Source organism: Bacteroides graminisolvens, assembly GCF_963666085.1.
Taxonomy (GTDB): Bacteria; Bacteroidota; Bacteroidia; order Bacteroidales; family Bacteroidaceae; genus Bacteroides; species Bacteroides graminisolvens.
Genome location: NZ_OY762556.1, coordinates 375951 through 391592, shown reverse-complemented (window position 1 = coordinate 391592; position 15642 = coordinate 375951). Strand labels below are relative to the sequence as shown.

The window sequence follows — 15642 nt, the reverse complement described above, 5'->3', positions numbered from 1 at the left end:
TATGAAAAAGATAATTTATTTTGCGGTTGCGGCCATGATGTTTTCTTCTTGTAATGATTTTCTTGATTCGGAAAGTTATACTCAGAAGAATACAGGCAACTATCCGTTAACAGCTGAAGATGCCGAACAGGTAATTACGGGAATATATAACAATTTGAATATTGTTAATGCTAATCCGCAATATTCTTTCTTTTATTACTCGGAATTAGCCTCAGACGACCGTTTGGGTGGTGGTGGTTTCAATGACCAATTGATGCAAGCCGAAGACTTAATGCTGAATACAGGTTCAACCATGTACACGCAGTTTTATCAAGATCGTTACAAAGGTGTTTTTAGAGCTAACATGGCAATAGAAACATTAGGAAACTGCAAAGGGGTAACTGAAGAAACTTTGAATCAGTATAAGGGAGAAGCTTATTTCTTGAGAGCTTACTATTATTATGAATTGGCTTCTATGTTTGGCAACATACCCTGCCCGGTTTCTTCTGTAGCTGACCCTACATTGCCCCAGATATCTGGTGAGCCACTTTGGGGGCAAATATTACAAGATTTAATGGCTGCCATTAAGTTGATGCCAGCAAAGGCGCAGATGGGAACTGGTCATGTAGATAAGTATTGTGCACAGGCTTTGCTCGGTCGCGCATACTTGTTTTATTCAGGTTTTTATAACGACGAAACCGTTACATGTCCTGATGGAACAGAAATAACCAAACAAAATGTAATTGATGAAATTAATGATTGTGTTGCGAATTCAGGATATTCATTGGTTCCTAATTATTACAATCTATGGGCTTATACAAATCGTTGTACTGTTAATGATGAGCTTTCTGCTTATAAAGGCAAGGGCCTGGTGTGGGTTGAGAACGATTATGGAACAAACCCTGAAGCCATGTTTATGGTGAAGTATAATACGCAACCGTCTTGGAGCACCACCATTGGATATGTAAATGGTTACGCACTTCATTTTGGTGTTCGTGGTGGACAGGATTATGCAAAAACATTCCCATTTGGTCAAGGATGGGGAGCAGGTCCGGTTGCTCCTAATTTGTATTCTGATTGGAATGCCTCAGAACCAAATGACCCACGTAGGGATGCTTCTATTCAGAAAGTTAATGATCTTCCGGGTTATTCTTATGGTGCCGGTGGGTGGAATGATTTTGCACAAGAAACGGATTATCTTCAGAAAAAGATTATGCCAGTTGTTGCGCGTAAAGATGATGGAACTTCATTTTGGGCTTCATTCTCAAACGCGATGGACCCTAACCTTACATGGTCAAGCGGTAATGAGGATAACTTCCAGTTAAATAGCATAAATGATATGGTGTTGATTCGCTTTGCTGAAGTATTGTTAATGCAATCCGAACTAACAGGTGATGCAACCGGTATGAATAAAGTACGGGCACGTGCTGGTTTGCCGGCAGTAGCATATTCTGTAGAGGCACTTAGAAATGAAAGACGATGGGAATTAGCATTTGAAGGTGTTCGGTGGAATGATTTGCGTCGTTATGGTGATGATTATGCTAAAACAGCACTTGATAAACAAAATAATGTGAATATTTATTTATCAGGAACGCCTGGGAAAAATAACGTGAGCAGCATTAATGGTGGTTACGGAAGTCGTTATACTCAAACCAAAGGATTTGCACCATTACCAACTGATCAAATTTCTTTGTCTGCTCAAGCCGGAGAACAATATAAGTTCAAGCAAAATGAAGGCTGGGGAACAACTGATAGTGAATATGGTGGCTGGCCAAGATAATTGGATTTCTATATTGATTTAAATAAAAAGTTATTATGAATAAGATAATATATATATTCCTTATAGCATTTGGTGCAATTTTAGCATCATGCGAGCCGGAAACCATTGAAGGTTCTACAGCACAAGCATTCTCAGGAGAACTAGATGCAACTTGTGAATTAGAGATTATTAATGGAAAAGCGGCTAATATGGCAATCTTAAATTGCAAGAGTCCTGTGACTTGCCAATGGACAGATGGTATCAGTAAACTCACTTCAAACAGTGGTAAGATTCAGCTAATGGGGGCAGGGAATCAAAAGATCACATTAACTGCTATGGATCAAACCGGAGAAATTGTGACGAAAGAGTTTACTGTTAATGTTCAAGAACTGGCATATCCTGTGCCCGAAATATATGGTTTGTTATTTGATGGTAGCGAAAAAGTCTGGAAATGGGCCGACGGTTCATGTTTTGGTAATGGTGGCTTTTATGATGGAGCAGCAGGGCCTCAATGGTGGACTATGGGTGCAGATGGTGTTGAAGGACAATTTGCCGGTGAAGGCAACAGTGCCACTATGACATTTACCATGTCAGGTAAGCAAATTAAGTTAAGCAATGGCAAGACTGGTACCTTAGACTTTAGTGCAGGAGATGCCGTATTTGGAAATTGGTATGGTACACTGACCTCTTCTTGTGGTGTATTAGGAGGTTATGCATTAAATGAAACGTATATAGCCAAAGGTAGTCAGATTGAAAAATATCAGATAATATCGCTTACAGATGATAAGATGGTTTTATCTTGGTCAGAAGATGCTAACATGTCTTCATGGAGTACAGGTTGGTTCTGGGTTTTTAAGTCTGAATGATAAATTAGAAATTTTGAGGAAAACAATTGTCGCTACTGAGATTTATTAAACTGTTCGTAGCATTGGGCGTAAGAAATAAAATACAACCTATAGTACAATTGTTTAATGGTTAAATAAAGGAAAGGCAAGTCGTGAGACTTGCCTTTTTGATTGAATGATTTAGACTTTTTCTTTTTATTTTGCTCTTCTCATCTGGAATATTATCTATCTTTGTGGAGAAACAATTATGAAATCGAACTTATGAAATACACATCATATACTTATCACTGTGTTCGTGCTGAAGTTTCAGCTTTTATAATAGAAGATGGAGTAACTGAATACCATATAATGTTACATGTTACTAATCCCATGCTATCTTATTATGAACAGATGGAGGCTGTTTTTAAGATCTACACTTCTTTGTTACAAAATGAACTTCATGGTGCGTCAAGTATCTTCAAACGTTTTTTTCTCAGCGATGCTGCTAATCAAACTGATTTATTGCTTGCTAGAATGATTGAGGATTCAGATTGTGCCCTATCAGTGGTGCAACAGCCTCCACTTGACGGGACCAAAATTGCTTTATGGGCACATCTGTTGACTAATGTCAAAACGAATATGTTACCCAATGGACTTTTCGAAGTAAAGTGTGGAAAATATCGTCAGCTTTGGTTAGGAGGTTGTTCTAATAAAGCTGCAAATTCAGAGTACCAGATGCGTTTGCTCCTGAATGATTATGTTATGCAACTAATGGAAGAAAATTGCACATTGGAAGCGAATTGTTTGCGTACATGGATTTTTGTTCAAAACGTGGACTGTAATTATGCAGGAGCTGTGAAAGCTCGTAATGAAGTTTTTGCCACTCAGAATTTGACCGAAAAGACTCATTATATTGCCAGTACAGGAATAGAAGGAAGACATGCAGATCCAAAAGTTCTTGTTATGCTCGATGCTTATGCTATCGAAGGAATAAAACCCGATCAAATAAAGTATCTATATGCTCGTACTCATTTAAATCCGACGTATGAATATGGTGTTAGTTTTGAACGAGGTACGGCCGTTGATTTTGAAGATCGCCGACAAATTATTATTTCGGGTACGGCAAGTATTAATAACCATGGTGAAATAGTTTTTCCTGGTGATGTTGTTCGGCAGGCAGAGCGCATGTGCGAAAATGTTGAAGCATTATTAAAAGAAGCCGATTCATGCTTTGAAGAATTGCAATATATTATTGTTTATTTACGTGACACGGCTGATTATCTTGTTATAAAAAGTTTCTTTGAAAAAAGTTTCCCCAATATTCCTACAATAATTACGTTAGCTTCTGTCTGTAGACCGGGCTGGCTAGTGGAAATGGAATGCATGGCTGTTAAGGCGTTGTAAAGTATCATCTTTTGTTAATCTACTATTGGTTTAACTGATTATAAACTTTTATTTTTGGCTTTACAATAACTCCAAAAATGTAGAAAATGAAAACACGCATATTTTTCTTTTTAGTATTTATATTCTTAGGAATTGGTTGTACCAAAACAGATCGTACTTTTGTTATTGAAGGAACAGTTCCATCTGTAAGATACGATGGTGAATGGATTTTTCTAGTTCCAATGGAAAATGCTCCAGGAAGAGTTGATTCTGTCAAGATATCTAATGCTTCTTTTAAATTCGAAGGTCAAGGTGAAGAGATGAGAGTGATTAGGTTACGCCCGGCTCTTCGTTATTATGTTCAGGAGTTATTAGTGATAACCGAGCCAGGTGTAATTAAAGTGACAGCTGATTCAATAGGCTGTGTTAGTGGAACTCCTCAAAATGATGCACTTCAAATATGGAAAGCTCAGCATGAGAAAAGATTAGCTGCTTATCATTTTATTTATGACGGACTTAAAGAAGCGAAGGGTGACGATTCATTAAGATTAATTCAAGCTTTTGATACACTAAAGGTGCAAGAGAAAGAAGCTAATTTCCTTTTGTTGATGAATCATAAAAATACTACATTAGGTCAATTTATGCAGAGAATTATATTACCATCTCTTACGAATGAACAGAAGAAACAGTTGGATGAAAAGATGGAATAGCAAATTTGTAAATTGGTTACTTCTTGGTATGGGAGGTTTGATACTCTTCTTTTTTTTCTATGAAGTACTACCTTACCATCTGTTACATAGAGAGCAGATGATACTTTTTTTATTTTCACCCATTGAATTAATTCAATATTTTAATAATTCAGGAGGATTAGCTCGTCTATCTGGAGATTTCTTAACTCAATTTTTCTGTTACAAAGGAGCGGGCCCTTTGATTATGGCTGTGGTATTGGTCTCGTGGGGAGTCGTTGTGTATAAATTATCTTTTCCGTATTTAGGCCGGTGGGCATGGTTTGTGGTAATATTGGCTGTTATATGGGAGACGGGAAAAGAATGTGGGCTAAATTATCCCTTGTCAGGAACGATTTCATTAATTGGTATTGGTCTCGTTTATTTACTCTGTCGTTTTTTTATCAGAAAACCTCTTAAGTGGGGGGTACCTATAAGCGTATTTGTAATTAGCCTTGGATATTGGCTTTGGGGTTATGGAAATTGGTCAAGTTCTTGGTATAACACGCCCGATTTAAGAAGAGAAAAAATGTTAGCAATAGATTCTGAATTCTATTTTGGACATTGGCAAAAAGCTCAGAAACTATTGGATGAAGATAATCAGGCGAGTTTGCTGTCTACCTATTACCGAAATTTATATAATGCCCAAAGAAATCAGCTACCAGATAAGTTAACGAGTTATAGTCAGCCTCTCTCCCAAGTCTTATTCTTACCTATTTCTCCCTCCTCAAATTACATTATGATATATGCTGCTAATGAAGCTTGGTTTGCTATTGGTGACATGACTATGGCTGAACATGCAGCTATATTGGGAATGATTTTTTCTCCATATCAAAAAGGAACAAGACCCATTAAACGTTTGGCCGAAATTAATTTAATAAATGGAGATGATGCTGCCGCATTGAAATATTTACGACTTCTTCAGAAAACATTGTGCTATAAACGCTGGGCAGAACGGCGTATTCCGGGAAACCTGAGTCCCGATGTGCAGCAATGGCTAAAACGCAAGCGTGAATTAATATCTCAAACTGATACTTTAAGGTTATCAACAGATGTTTCAGCTTCCCTAATACATTTGCTGAATAACAACAGAGATAATTTTATGGCGCGAGACTATCTTCTTTGTTTTGATTTACTAAATAAAGACATTGCTTCTTTTGTGGATCACTATCAAGAATTTGCAAAGAATATGGTTCCATCAGGAATTTACGCAGAGGCTCTTCTTATTTATCTTGCAGAAAAGAAAACTTCTGCTGAAGAAATTAAAGAATGGAAAATCTCCCCTTTCATTCTGAACGAATTCAAGAACTATAGTAAGCTATATCAAACTAGTAATGGAAATGCTGGTTTACTTAAAGCTACATTTGGAAACACTTATTGGTATTATTTTCACAATGCATTAATAGAAAGATGAGAGTTTTTAATATAACTATATTTTTTTGTGCTCTGGTGATCATTCAAGCATGTACACCTTCACCTAAGAATGTAAGGCTGACAAATGATTTGTTAGTTATTTATCCAGAATATAAGGATGTTACTATTCCGTTTAATGTGGCGCCTCTTAATTTCCTTATCAGAAACGAAGGGGTTGATGCCGTGTCTGTTGAGGTCAAAGGTGTTTCTACTTGTTTACAAGTTAATGCGAAAGGCAATAAGGCCGTTTTTTCACAGAAAGACTGGACGCCTTTTATAGCCAAGGAAAGAGGTCATAAACTTGTAATAAAAGTGATTGCACGTATAAACGGTGAATGGTTACAATATCGATCTTTTACTTGGCAAGTTGTTGCAGACCGTCTGGATGCTTACGTCTCTTATCGCTTGATTGAACCCGGTTATGAGGTTTGGAACAAACTCCAACTCCGCGAACGTTGTATTGAGAATTTTGATGAAAGGGTCTTGGCGGACAACAGCCAAACAAATGGGCAATGTATGAATTGTCATATTCATGGCAAAGGAAATAGTTCCATGTTCCACATAAGAGGAAGCAAGGGAGGAACTCTGTTAAATCGTCATGGGAAGTTACGTAAACTAATGTTGAAAACATCTCAAATGAACTCTGCTGCTGTGTACGGGGATTTTCATCCCGATGGACGTTATGCCGTTTTCTCTACTAATACAATAATTCCGGCATTGCATGCACAGGGTAATCATCGTTTGGAAGTATATGACACTGTTTCTGATTTAGTTATTGCAGACTTTGATAGAAACAAAATGATAACATCTCCTTTGCTGGCCGATTCTTTAACTTTAGAAACGTTTCCTACCTTCTCGGCAGATGGTAAGTGGGTGTTTTATTGCTCTGCACCATTGGTTGACCTACCATCAAACATAAATGAATTGCGTTATTCTTTGTGTCGTGTCGCTTTTGAAGCTGAACAACAGAAATGGGGTTCTCGTGTAGATACACTTTGGAATGCAAGGTTAATGCAAGGTTCAGTATGTCACCCGAAGGCCTCACCGGATGGACGGTATTTATTATTTACTGTGGCCCAATGTGGAACCTTCCCTATTTGGCATAGAGAGACTGACCTGCAATTGCTTGATTTGCTTACCGGTAAAATCGATAAACTAGAAAGAGTCAATTCTAATCGTTCAGAAACTTATCATAGCTGGTCTTCTAATAGTCGTTGGTTTGCTTTTGCAAGCAAGAGGGGAGATGGTCAATACGGTCGTGTTTATTTTGCTTATGTTGATGAAATGGGACAAGTACATAAACCTTTTGTTTTGCCTCAAAAAGATCCTGAAATGGATGATTTAAATCTTAAATCTTACAATATACCTGATTTGTCAGTGATGCCTATGCCTTTTGATTCACATGACGTTAAACGAGTATATGATGAAGTGGTTGCAGAAAAGTTTAAATAAAAACAAGATGACTTCTTTTAGATGAATAAAATACATATAAATATGGAAAGAAAAATAACAATGCTTTCACAAAGAAGGTGGAAAATAGGATTTTCAGTCATTTTATGGCTGAGTGTATTTCTTTTTTGGGGGAGGTTTTATCCGTCACATCTATCATACCAAGAGCAATTACAGCTTTTTCTCTTTGATACAGATTATTTGATTGAACATTTAATTATTCCGGGAGGATTAGCGGAATATATTTCCGAATTTCTAGTCCAGTTCTATTATCATAGATGGATAGGTGCAGCTATTTTAGCGACACTTTTTGTTGTTCTGCAACTCCTCGTATGGTTATTGGCTCAAAAACATAAGGCTGCTGATGTTTATTATCTTTTAAGCTTCTTGCCGATAATTTCTATGTGGTATTTTATGACAGATGAGAATGCCATGCTTGCTTTTGCAGTTTCAATCTTATTTGCGCTTGGAACCATGTATTTGCATGTTAGTTTAAACAGTCAATGGAGACGTGTGTTAAGTGTTGTTCTCTTTGCTCCATTACTCTATTGGTTTGCTGGTGCAGCACATTTTCTATTTATAGGTTGGGCAATCATTTGTGAAGCAAAACTGTTGTACCAAAATAACAAGAAATTGGCTATTGGGGGAAGTATTGCTGCACTAATATTGATGGGATTAGCATGTCCTTTAATCTCTGGCTTATGGCTTCAATATCCTATATTCAGGTTAATGGGAGGAATTAATTTCTACCGTTTTCCTTCTTATATACCATTAACGGTATTCATCGTAGAAGCGCTTTTCTTATTCTTTCCGTTTTTGATTTCCTCTTTGTCTCCTCCTAAGAAGAATGTACATTTTGCTATAATCCTTCAAAGCTTGATTTTGATAATGAGTGGATATGTGTTACTCTCATCAGGTGCCGACATGAATAAGGAAGAAGCTATGGAGTATGATTGGTTAGTGCGAAACAAAGAATGGCAAAAAATAATAGAAAAGGCAGAGGCTAAATCTCCGACTTCGCCATTCGGAGTGACTTGCTTAAATCTGGCTTTAGGAAAAACAGGGCAATTAGGTGATCGCATGTTTCAATTCTATCAAAATGGAACAGAGGGTTTGTTACCGCATTTTCAGAGAGACTTTATATCTCCTCTTCCAACGAGCGAAGTTTTTTATTATTTGGGAATGATCAATACTGCTCAGCGTTTTACCTTTGAAGCGATGGAGGCCATTCCTAATTATAATAAAAGTGGCAGATGCTTTAAACGATTAGCTGAAACAAATCTGATAAATGGTCAATACGAAGTAGCGGCAAAATATATAAGCATCCTTCGTAAAACAGTATTCTATAAAGATTGGGCAGAAGAAGCCATGACTTACTTGTATAATGAGAAAAAAATCAGTAATCATAAAGAATGGGGGTGGCTCAGGAAACTTAGATATGCTGATGATTTTTTATTTAGTGATCGTGAAATAGATATGATGCTAGGGCTATTGTACCAACATAATTATCAAAACCGAATGGCATTTGAATATATGCTAGCTTATGTTTTGCAAGAACGTGATTTGGAACGTTTTATGAAATACTATCCTCTGGGGAAGTATGCAGGCTATGATCATATTCCTCGTAGTTATCAGGAAGCATTAGTCTATGTGTGGACTCAGACACATAGAAATTTTGATGGAATGCCTTGGAGCATTTCACCTGATGTTGCACACGAGGTTACTGATTTTGCTAGAATTTATATGTCTCAACAAAACAGTCAGCCCATTTTGCACACGCAGTATGGTGATACATTCTGGTATTATTTATTGTTTAAGAAAAAATAATGTATATGAAGAAAATAATTACTTTTATATGGATTGGATTATATTTAATGGCTTGTAATAATCCGGTTACTTCACCAGAGAAGATCAACGAATTGCCTGCTATATATCCTGATTATATTGGAGTGACCGTACCTGTTGGTATTGCGCCTATGAACTTTAATTATCTGGGTGATTATGAATGTCTGGATGTTAACGTGGTTGGATCAAAATCTGGGAAAATCCATCTTAATGATGATAAGATATCCTTTCCTGATAGCGAATGGAAAAAATTGTTGCAAGATAATGTGGGAGACAGTATTGTATTCACTCTTAGTGTGCAAAAAAAGAATAAATGGATACAATACCGATCTTTTTCAATGTATGTAAGCTCATACCCAATTGATTACGGATTAGTGTATCGTAGAATTGCGCCTGGATATGAAGTGTATAGTAAGATGGGTATTTACGAACGTGATCTTTCTACTTTCAACGAACGCGCTTTGGTCGAAAACACAATGGTTCCTGGCATGTGTGTTAATTGTCACTCTTTTAACAAAACGAACTCTAATCAGATGAGTCTTCATATTCGTGGCGCTCATGGGGCAACTTTGATGCAAATAGAGGGGGAGCGTGAGCTTTTAAATACCAAAACAGACTCTACTCTTTCAGCATGCGTTTATCCATACTGGCATCCAAGTGGTAAATACATAGCATATTCAGTTAATAATACGCGTCAGTCGTTTCATGCGGTTAAAGACGAACGTGTGGAAGTACTTGATTTAGAATCAGATGTTTTGGTATATCACCCTTCCACTCATCAAGTATTGCTTTCTCCGTTATTGAAGAAAAAAGAAGTTTTTGAAACTTTTCCTGTTTTCTCACCAGACGGTAATAAATTATATTTCTGTGCGGCAAAACAAATGCCAATTCCAGAAAAATATAAGGAAATACGTTATAGCTTATGCAGTATTGATTTTGATAAAGAAAAGGGAACGTTTGGAAACCGGATTGACACATTGATTGATGCCGAGAAAATGAAAAAAAGTATTTCCTTTCCTAGACCATCTTATGACGGCAAATACATCATGTTTACTTTATCTGATTATGGCAACTTCTCCATTTGGCACAAAGAAGCAGATTTATGGCTGCTAAACTTGCAAGATGGTAGTTTACGTACTATTCATGAAGTTAATAGTGATAATACTGAGAGCTTTCACAATTGGAGCAGTAATTCGCATTGGTTCGTTTTTAGCAGTCGCAGAGAAGATGGTTTATATACTCGTCTTTATTTAGCATGTATTAATAAGGAAGGTAAAGTTAGCAAGCCTTTTTTGCTGCCTCAGAAAAACCCTATGAATTATTATGATAAGTTATTGTATTCTTATAACGTACCAGAATTTACTAATAGCCCTGTCAAGATAGAACCAAGGAAGTTAGAACGTGAAATCGTTTCTAATAAAAGGGTGCAAGTTGAAGTGCGTAAGTAAAACGATGCTCTCAACACCGAAGCCGTGCTTTCACGAGACGAGATGCCAGATTTGAGATAATATTATCATTGGATAAAATTGTATTTGTTTGATTCCTCGCACACTCGTACTTTTGTCGAATAGAATGATGCGTTACATTGAAACTGATATAAACCATGAAAAACTTTTTAATGACAATGGCAATTGCGGCAACGGTGGGAAGTGGATCCGCCGAAAAAAAGGAGATGTATAAAGATCCTTCAGCTCCGGTGAAAGATCGTGTGGAAGACTTGCTGAGTCGGATGACTTTGGAAGAAAAAGTGGGGCAGATGAATCAATTTGTCGGCATTGAACACATCAAGGCAAATAGTGCTGTGATGACTGCGGATGAGTTGAAAAACAATACCGCAAATGCATTTTATCCGGGAGTGACCGATAAGGATGTAGAACGATGGACAGCGCAGGGCCTCATCGGTTCTTTTCTGCATGTGCTTACCATTGAAGAAGCCAACCATTTGCAGTCACTGGCAATGAAAAGCCGCCTGCAAATTCCTATTATTTTTGGTATCGATGCCATTCACGGCAATGCAAATGCTCCCGATAACACAGTTTATCCGACTAATATAAATCTGGCTTGTTCCTTTGATACAGCCATGGCTTACAAAATAGCCCGGCAAACTGCAAAGGAAATGCGGGCCATGAATATGCACTGGACGTTTAATCCCAATGTAGAGGTAGCACGCGATGCCCGCTGGGGAAGAGTTGGTGAGACCTATGGTGAAGACCCTTATCTGGTAACTTTGATGGGAGTTGAATCCGTAAAAGGATATCAAGGAAGCTTAAACGGCAAAGAAGATGTTTTGGCATGTATCAAACATTTCGTTGGCGGTAGCGAACCCATTAACGGAACAAACGGATCACCGACAGATCTGTCGGAACGCACCTTGCGCGAGGTGTTTTTTCCACCATTCAAAGCAGGAGTAGAAGCCGGTGCCATGTCATTGATGACTGCGCACAATGAGCTCAACGGCATTCCGTGTCACAGCAATGAATGGTTGATGCAGGATGTGCTTCGTGGTGAATGGAAGTTCCCTGGTTTTGTGGTGAGCGACTGGATGGATATTGAACACATTCATGACTTACATGCCACAGCGGAAAACATCAAAGAGGCTTTTTATCAATCCATTATGGCTGGCATGGATATGCACATGCATGGCATTCACTGGAATGAAATGGTCGTTGAACTAGTCAAAGAAGGATGTATTCCCGAATCACGTATCGACGAGTCGGTGCGTAGGATATTGGACATCAAATTCCGTTTAGGACTGTTTGAACAACCTTTTGCCGATACTTCTAAAAGCATGAAAGTGCGTTTATCCAAAGAACATCGTGAAACAGCTTTGGAAGCAGCCCGAAACGGTATCGTATTACTTAAAAATGAAGGTGTACTTCCTTTAGACGCTTCAAAATATAAGAAAGTATTGGTTACAGGCATCAACGCCAATGACATGAATGTGTTGGGCGATTGGAGTGCGGTGCAGAAAGAAGAAAATGTTACCACCATACTGGAAGGTCTTCGTCAGGTGGCACCGGGTACGGCATTTGATTTTGTAGATCAAGGTTGGGATCCTCGTAATATGGATCCTGCCAAGGTGGCTGAGGCTGAGAAACGTGCCAAGGAGTCCGACCTAAATATTGTTGTTGCCGGAGAATACATGATGCGTTTTCGCTGGACGGATCGTACCGACGGTGAAGATACCGATCGTTCGGATCTTGATCTTGTGGGGCTTCAAAATGAATTGATCCGTAAAGTTGCTGCTTCGGGAAAGCCTACAATTCTTATTCTAGTCAACGGTCGCCCGTTGGGTGTGGAATGGGCAGCTCAACATCTTCCGGCCATCGTAGAAGCTTGGGCACCGGGCATGTATGCCGGTCAGGCAGTGGCCGAAATACTATATGGAAAAGTAAATCCCTCGGCTAAGTTGGCAATCACTATCCCACGGAGCGTTGGTCAATTGCAGATGATTTACAATCATAAACCGTCGCAATACTTTCACCCGTATGCCGTTAAACCCAGCACTCCTTTGTGGTCGTTTGGTTATGGACTTTCATATACCACTTACAAATACGATGATTTAAAACTCTCTGCCAAAGAGGTGTCGCAAAACCAAAACGTTGAAGTGAGTGTGAAAGTGACCAATACCGGCCAGCGTGATGGAGTTGAAATAGTACAACTGTATATACGAGACAAATACAGTTCTGTAACTCGTCCGGTCAAAGAACTGAAAGATTTTGCGCGGGTAGCACTGAAAGCCGGAGAGAGTAAAGTCGTCACCTTTACCATCACGCCCGATAAACTGGCATTTTATGATAAAAAGATGAAATGGATAGTTGAACCGGGAGAGTTTGTGGTGATGGCGGGTGCTTCCTCTGCCGACGAATCATTATTAAAAGAAACATTCATCCTTAAATAAGTCGCCTTATGAGACATATTAAGTTTATGACCGCAAGCATGCTAATTGCTGCGGGACTATCTTCTTGCAACCTGTTTGGACAGAAAGGTACAATGAAAATGCAATCATCAGAACGAACAGTTGAGACCAAAAACTTACTTATAAACCTAGGGACAATCCATCAAAAAGGTTTTATGTTTGGTCACCACGATGATCCGGTTTACGGCATTGGTTGGGAAGGTGATGCAGACAGAAGCGACGTGAAAAGCGTATGTGGAGATTATCCGGCCGTGATGTCTTTTGATTTGGGAAGAATAGAATTGGGAGGCGATAAAAACCTGGATAAAGTACCTTTTGATAAGATCAGGCGAGAAATTCTGGCCCAATACGCACGGGGTGGTATGGTTTCATTGAGTTGGCATGTCGATAACCCTCTTACAGGTAAAGACTCTTGGGATGTGAGTGATACAACTGTTGTGGCCTCTGTATTGTCCGGTGGCGCTAATCATCAAAAGTTTTTGGGTTGGTTGGATAAGGTGGCCGACTTTATGAATTCGCTTACTACCGACAAAGGTGTGAAAGTTCCTATACTCTTCCGCCCTTGGCATGAGCACAGCGGCAGTTGGTTTTGGTGGGGACAGAATCTTTGCACGGCTACCCAGTACAAAGCCTTGTGGAAGATGACTTATGACCGTATGCAGGAAAAGGGAGTAAACAACCTGCTTTATGCATACTCTCCCGGAACGGAACCACAAACAGTAGAAGAATATTTGGAACGGTATCCGGGTAATGACATCATTGACTTGGTGGGTTTCGACACGTATCAATTCGACCGTCAGAAATACATCGATCAATTAAACAAATCACTGACCATCCTTACTGAAGTTGGTAAGAAACTGGGAAAGCCTATTGCTATTACCGAAACAGGGTTTGAGACTATTCCCGATGCAACTTGGTGGACAGAAACATTGTTGCCCGTTATCAGTCAATACCCTATCTCATACGTGCTGGTGTGGCGCAATGCCCGTGAGAAAGATAACCATTATTACGCTCCGTACCCCGGACAGGTTTCGGCACCCGATTTTGTGAAGTTCTACCAGAACTCCAAAACCTTATTCGCCCGAGACGTAAAGAAGCTATATGACTAACGAAATTCAATAACGAAATCAATAACCTAATTATGAGCTTGTTTAAAGATAAAGTGGCGAAATTACTGACTGACCACGAAGCTTTTTTATCACAGAAGAACGAACCTCTTGCGGTAGATAACGGTGTGGTAACCCGTTACAAGAACCCTGTGCTCACAGCAGAGCACACCCCCGTATTCTGGAGATATGACTTAAACGAAACAACCAATCCGTACTTAATGGAACGTATTGGGATGAATGCAACGATGAATTCGGGAGCCATCAAGTGGAATGGAAAATACGTACTGATGGTACGTGTGGAAGGATCCGACAGGAAATCATTTTTCGCCGTAGCCGAGAGCCCTAATGGAATTGACAACTTCCGATTCTGGGACTATCCGATACAAATGCCCGAGGACCTGATTCCCGCTACCAATATATACGATATGCGGCTTACAGCCCATGAAGACGGCTGGGTATACGGAGTGTTTTGTGCAGAGCGTCACGATGATAATGCCCCGGCGGGCGACTTGTCGTCGGCAACAGCAACAGCGGCTATTGCACGTACCAAAGATCTTCTTCACTGGGAGCGCTTACCCGATTTAAAGACCAAGAGTCAGCAACGCAACGTGGTGTTACACCCTGAATTTGTTGACGGTAAATACGCTCTTTACACCCGTCCCCAAGACGGATTTATTGACGCTGGCAGCGGTGGAGGTATCGGCTGGGCATTGATTGACGATATAACCCATGCGGTGGTGAAGGAAGAAAAAATAATCGATCCGCGTTACTATCACACCATTAAAGAAGTGAAGAACGGGGAAGGTCCGCACCCCATAAAAACACCTAAAGGATGGTTGCATTTGGCGCACGGCGTACGCGGTTGTGCAGCCGGTTTACGTTATGTGCTCTACATGTATATGACCTCTTTGGAAGACCCGGCCCGATTGATCGCTTCACCTGCCGGTTACTTTTTGGCACCTCAGGGAGAAGAACGTATCGGCGATGTGTCTAATGTTCTTTTCACCAATGGTTGGATTGCCGATGAAGACGGAACCGTGTTTATCTATTATGCGTCATCAGACACACGCATGCACGTAGCTACCTCAACTGTCGACAAATTAGTTGATTATTGTCTGCATACGCCGGAAGATGGTTTGAGTTCTTCGGCATCTGTGGCTACATTAAGTCAATTAATTGAAAAAAATCTGGCCGTACTTAATCAGTTTTCACTGAAAAAATAGCAGATTTGTATTAT

The 15642-nt window shown here is 39.4% G+C and carries 11 protein-coding genes; all 11 read left to right on the top strand.

Annotation, left to right across the window (positions count from 1 at the left end; all coding sequences use genetic code 11):
- Nucleotide 1 precedes the first annotated feature (1 nt).
- The 11 genes from ACKPCE_RS01650 to ACKPCE_RS01600 all read left to right on the top strand — a co-directional run bounded on the left by ACKPCE_RS01650 (nt 2) and on the right by ACKPCE_RS01600 (nt 15628).
- A complete protein-coding gene (locus tag ACKPCE_RS01650) occupies nt 2-1759 on the top strand; it encodes a RagB/SusD family nutrient uptake outer membrane protein (protein ID WP_319503965.1) in 1758 nt (585 codons plus the stop codon).
- A 35-nt stretch (nt 1760-1794) separates the two neighbouring features.
- Nucleotides 1795-2604, top strand: a complete 810-nt coding sequence (locus ACKPCE_RS01645; RefSeq protein WP_319503964.1) for a hypothetical protein — start codon at nt 1795-1797, stop codon at nt 2602-2604.
- Nucleotides 2605-2844: 240 nt separating this feature from the next.
- Nucleotides 2845-3966, top strand: coding sequence for a Rid family hydrolase (locus tag ACKPCE_RS01640; RefSeq protein ID WP_319503963.1), 1122 nt, complete (start codon nt 2845-2847; stop codon nt 3964-3966).
- An 86-nt stretch (nt 3967-4052) separates the two neighbouring features.
- Nucleotides 4053-4655 carry a DUF4369 domain-containing protein gene (locus ACKPCE_RS01635; RefSeq protein WP_024995914.1) on the top strand — a complete coding sequence of 201 codons (603 nt, stop codon included), beginning with the start codon at nt 4053-4055 and terminating at the stop codon, nt 4653-4655.
- Complete coding sequence (locus ACKPCE_RS01630; protein ID WP_319503962.1) at nt 4639-6084, top strand: DUF6057 family protein; 1446 nt, start codon at nt 4639-4641, stop codon at nt 6082-6084. The genes ACKPCE_RS01635 and ACKPCE_RS01630 overlap by 17 nt, the downstream gene beginning before the upstream one ends.
- A complete protein-coding gene (locus ACKPCE_RS01625; protein WP_319503961.1) occupies nt 6081-7535 on the top strand; it encodes a TolB family protein in 1455 nt (484 codons plus the stop codon). The genes ACKPCE_RS01630 and ACKPCE_RS01625 overlap by 4 nt, the downstream gene beginning before the upstream one ends.
- Before the next feature lie 42 nt (nt 7536-7577).
- Nucleotides 7578-9359, top strand: a complete 1782-nt coding sequence (locus ACKPCE_RS01620) for a DUF6057 family protein (RefSeq protein WP_407654941.1) — start codon at nt 7578-7580, stop codon at nt 9357-9359.
- A gap of 5 nt (nt 9360-9364) precedes the next feature.
- Nucleotides 9365-10825: a TolB family protein gene (locus ACKPCE_RS01615; protein WP_024995917.1), complete on the top strand. Its 1461-nt coding sequence runs from the start codon at nt 9365-9367 to the stop codon at nt 10823-10825.
- A gap of 155 nt (nt 10826-10980) precedes the next feature.
- Nucleotides 10981-13278 carry a glycoside hydrolase family 3 N-terminal domain-containing protein gene (locus ACKPCE_RS01610; RefSeq protein ID WP_319503960.1) on the top strand — a complete coding sequence of 766 codons (2298 nt, stop codon included), beginning with the start codon at nt 10981-10983 and terminating at the stop codon, nt 13276-13278.
- Nucleotides 13279-13286: 8 nt separating this feature from the next.
- Nucleotides 13287-14405 carry a glycoside hydrolase family 26 protein gene (locus ACKPCE_RS01605; protein ID WP_319503959.1) on the top strand — a complete coding sequence of 373 codons (1119 nt, stop codon included), beginning with the start codon at nt 13287-13289 and terminating at the stop codon, nt 14403-14405.
- Between the two features lie 32 nt (nt 14406-14437).
- Complete coding sequence (locus ACKPCE_RS01600; protein ID WP_319503958.1) at nt 14438-15628, top strand: glycoside hydrolase family 130 protein; 1191 nt, start codon at nt 14438-14440, stop codon at nt 15626-15628.
- Nucleotides 15629-15642 lie beyond the last annotated feature (14 nt).

Bases quoted from the DNA above. Each gene is read 5' to 3' on its own strand.
- ACKPCE_RS01650 (WP_319503965.1), top strand. From the start codon at position 2: ATGAAAAAGATAATTTATTTTGCGGTTGCGGCCATGATGTTTTCTTCT.
- ACKPCE_RS01645 (WP_319503964.1), top strand. From the start codon at position 1,795: ATGAATAAGATAATATATATATTCCTTATAGCATTTGGTGCAATTTTA.
- ACKPCE_RS01640 (WP_319503963.1), top strand. From the start codon at position 2,845: ATGAAATACACATCATATACTTATCACTGTGTTCGTGCTGAAGTTTCA.
- ACKPCE_RS01635 (WP_024995914.1), top strand. From the start codon at position 4,053: ATGAAAACACGCATATTTTTCTTTTTAGTATTTATATTCTTAGGAATT.
- ACKPCE_RS01630 (WP_319503962.1), top strand. From the start codon at position 4,639: ATGAAAAGATGGAATAGCAAATTTGTAAATTGGTTACTTCTTGGTATG.
- ACKPCE_RS01625 (WP_319503961.1), top strand. From the start codon at position 6,081: ATGAGAGTTTTTAATATAACTATATTTTTTTGTGCTCTGGTGATCATT.
- ACKPCE_RS01620 (WP_407654941.1), top strand. From the start codon at position 7,578: ATGGAAAGAAAAATAACAATGCTTTCACAAAGAAGGTGGAAAATAGGA.
- ACKPCE_RS01615 (WP_024995917.1), top strand. From the start codon at position 9,365: ATGAAGAAAATAATTACTTTTATATGGATTGGATTATATTTAATGGCT.
- ACKPCE_RS01610 (WP_319503960.1), top strand. From the start codon at position 10,981: ATGAAAAACTTTTTAATGACAATGGCAATTGCGGCAACGGTGGGAAGT.
- ACKPCE_RS01605 (WP_319503959.1), top strand. From the start codon at position 13,287: ATGAGACATATTAAGTTTATGACCGCAAGCATGCTAATTGCTGCGGGA.
- ACKPCE_RS01600 (WP_319503958.1), top strand. From the start codon at position 14,438: ATGAGCTTGTTTAAAGATAAAGTGGCGAAATTACTGACTGACCACGAA.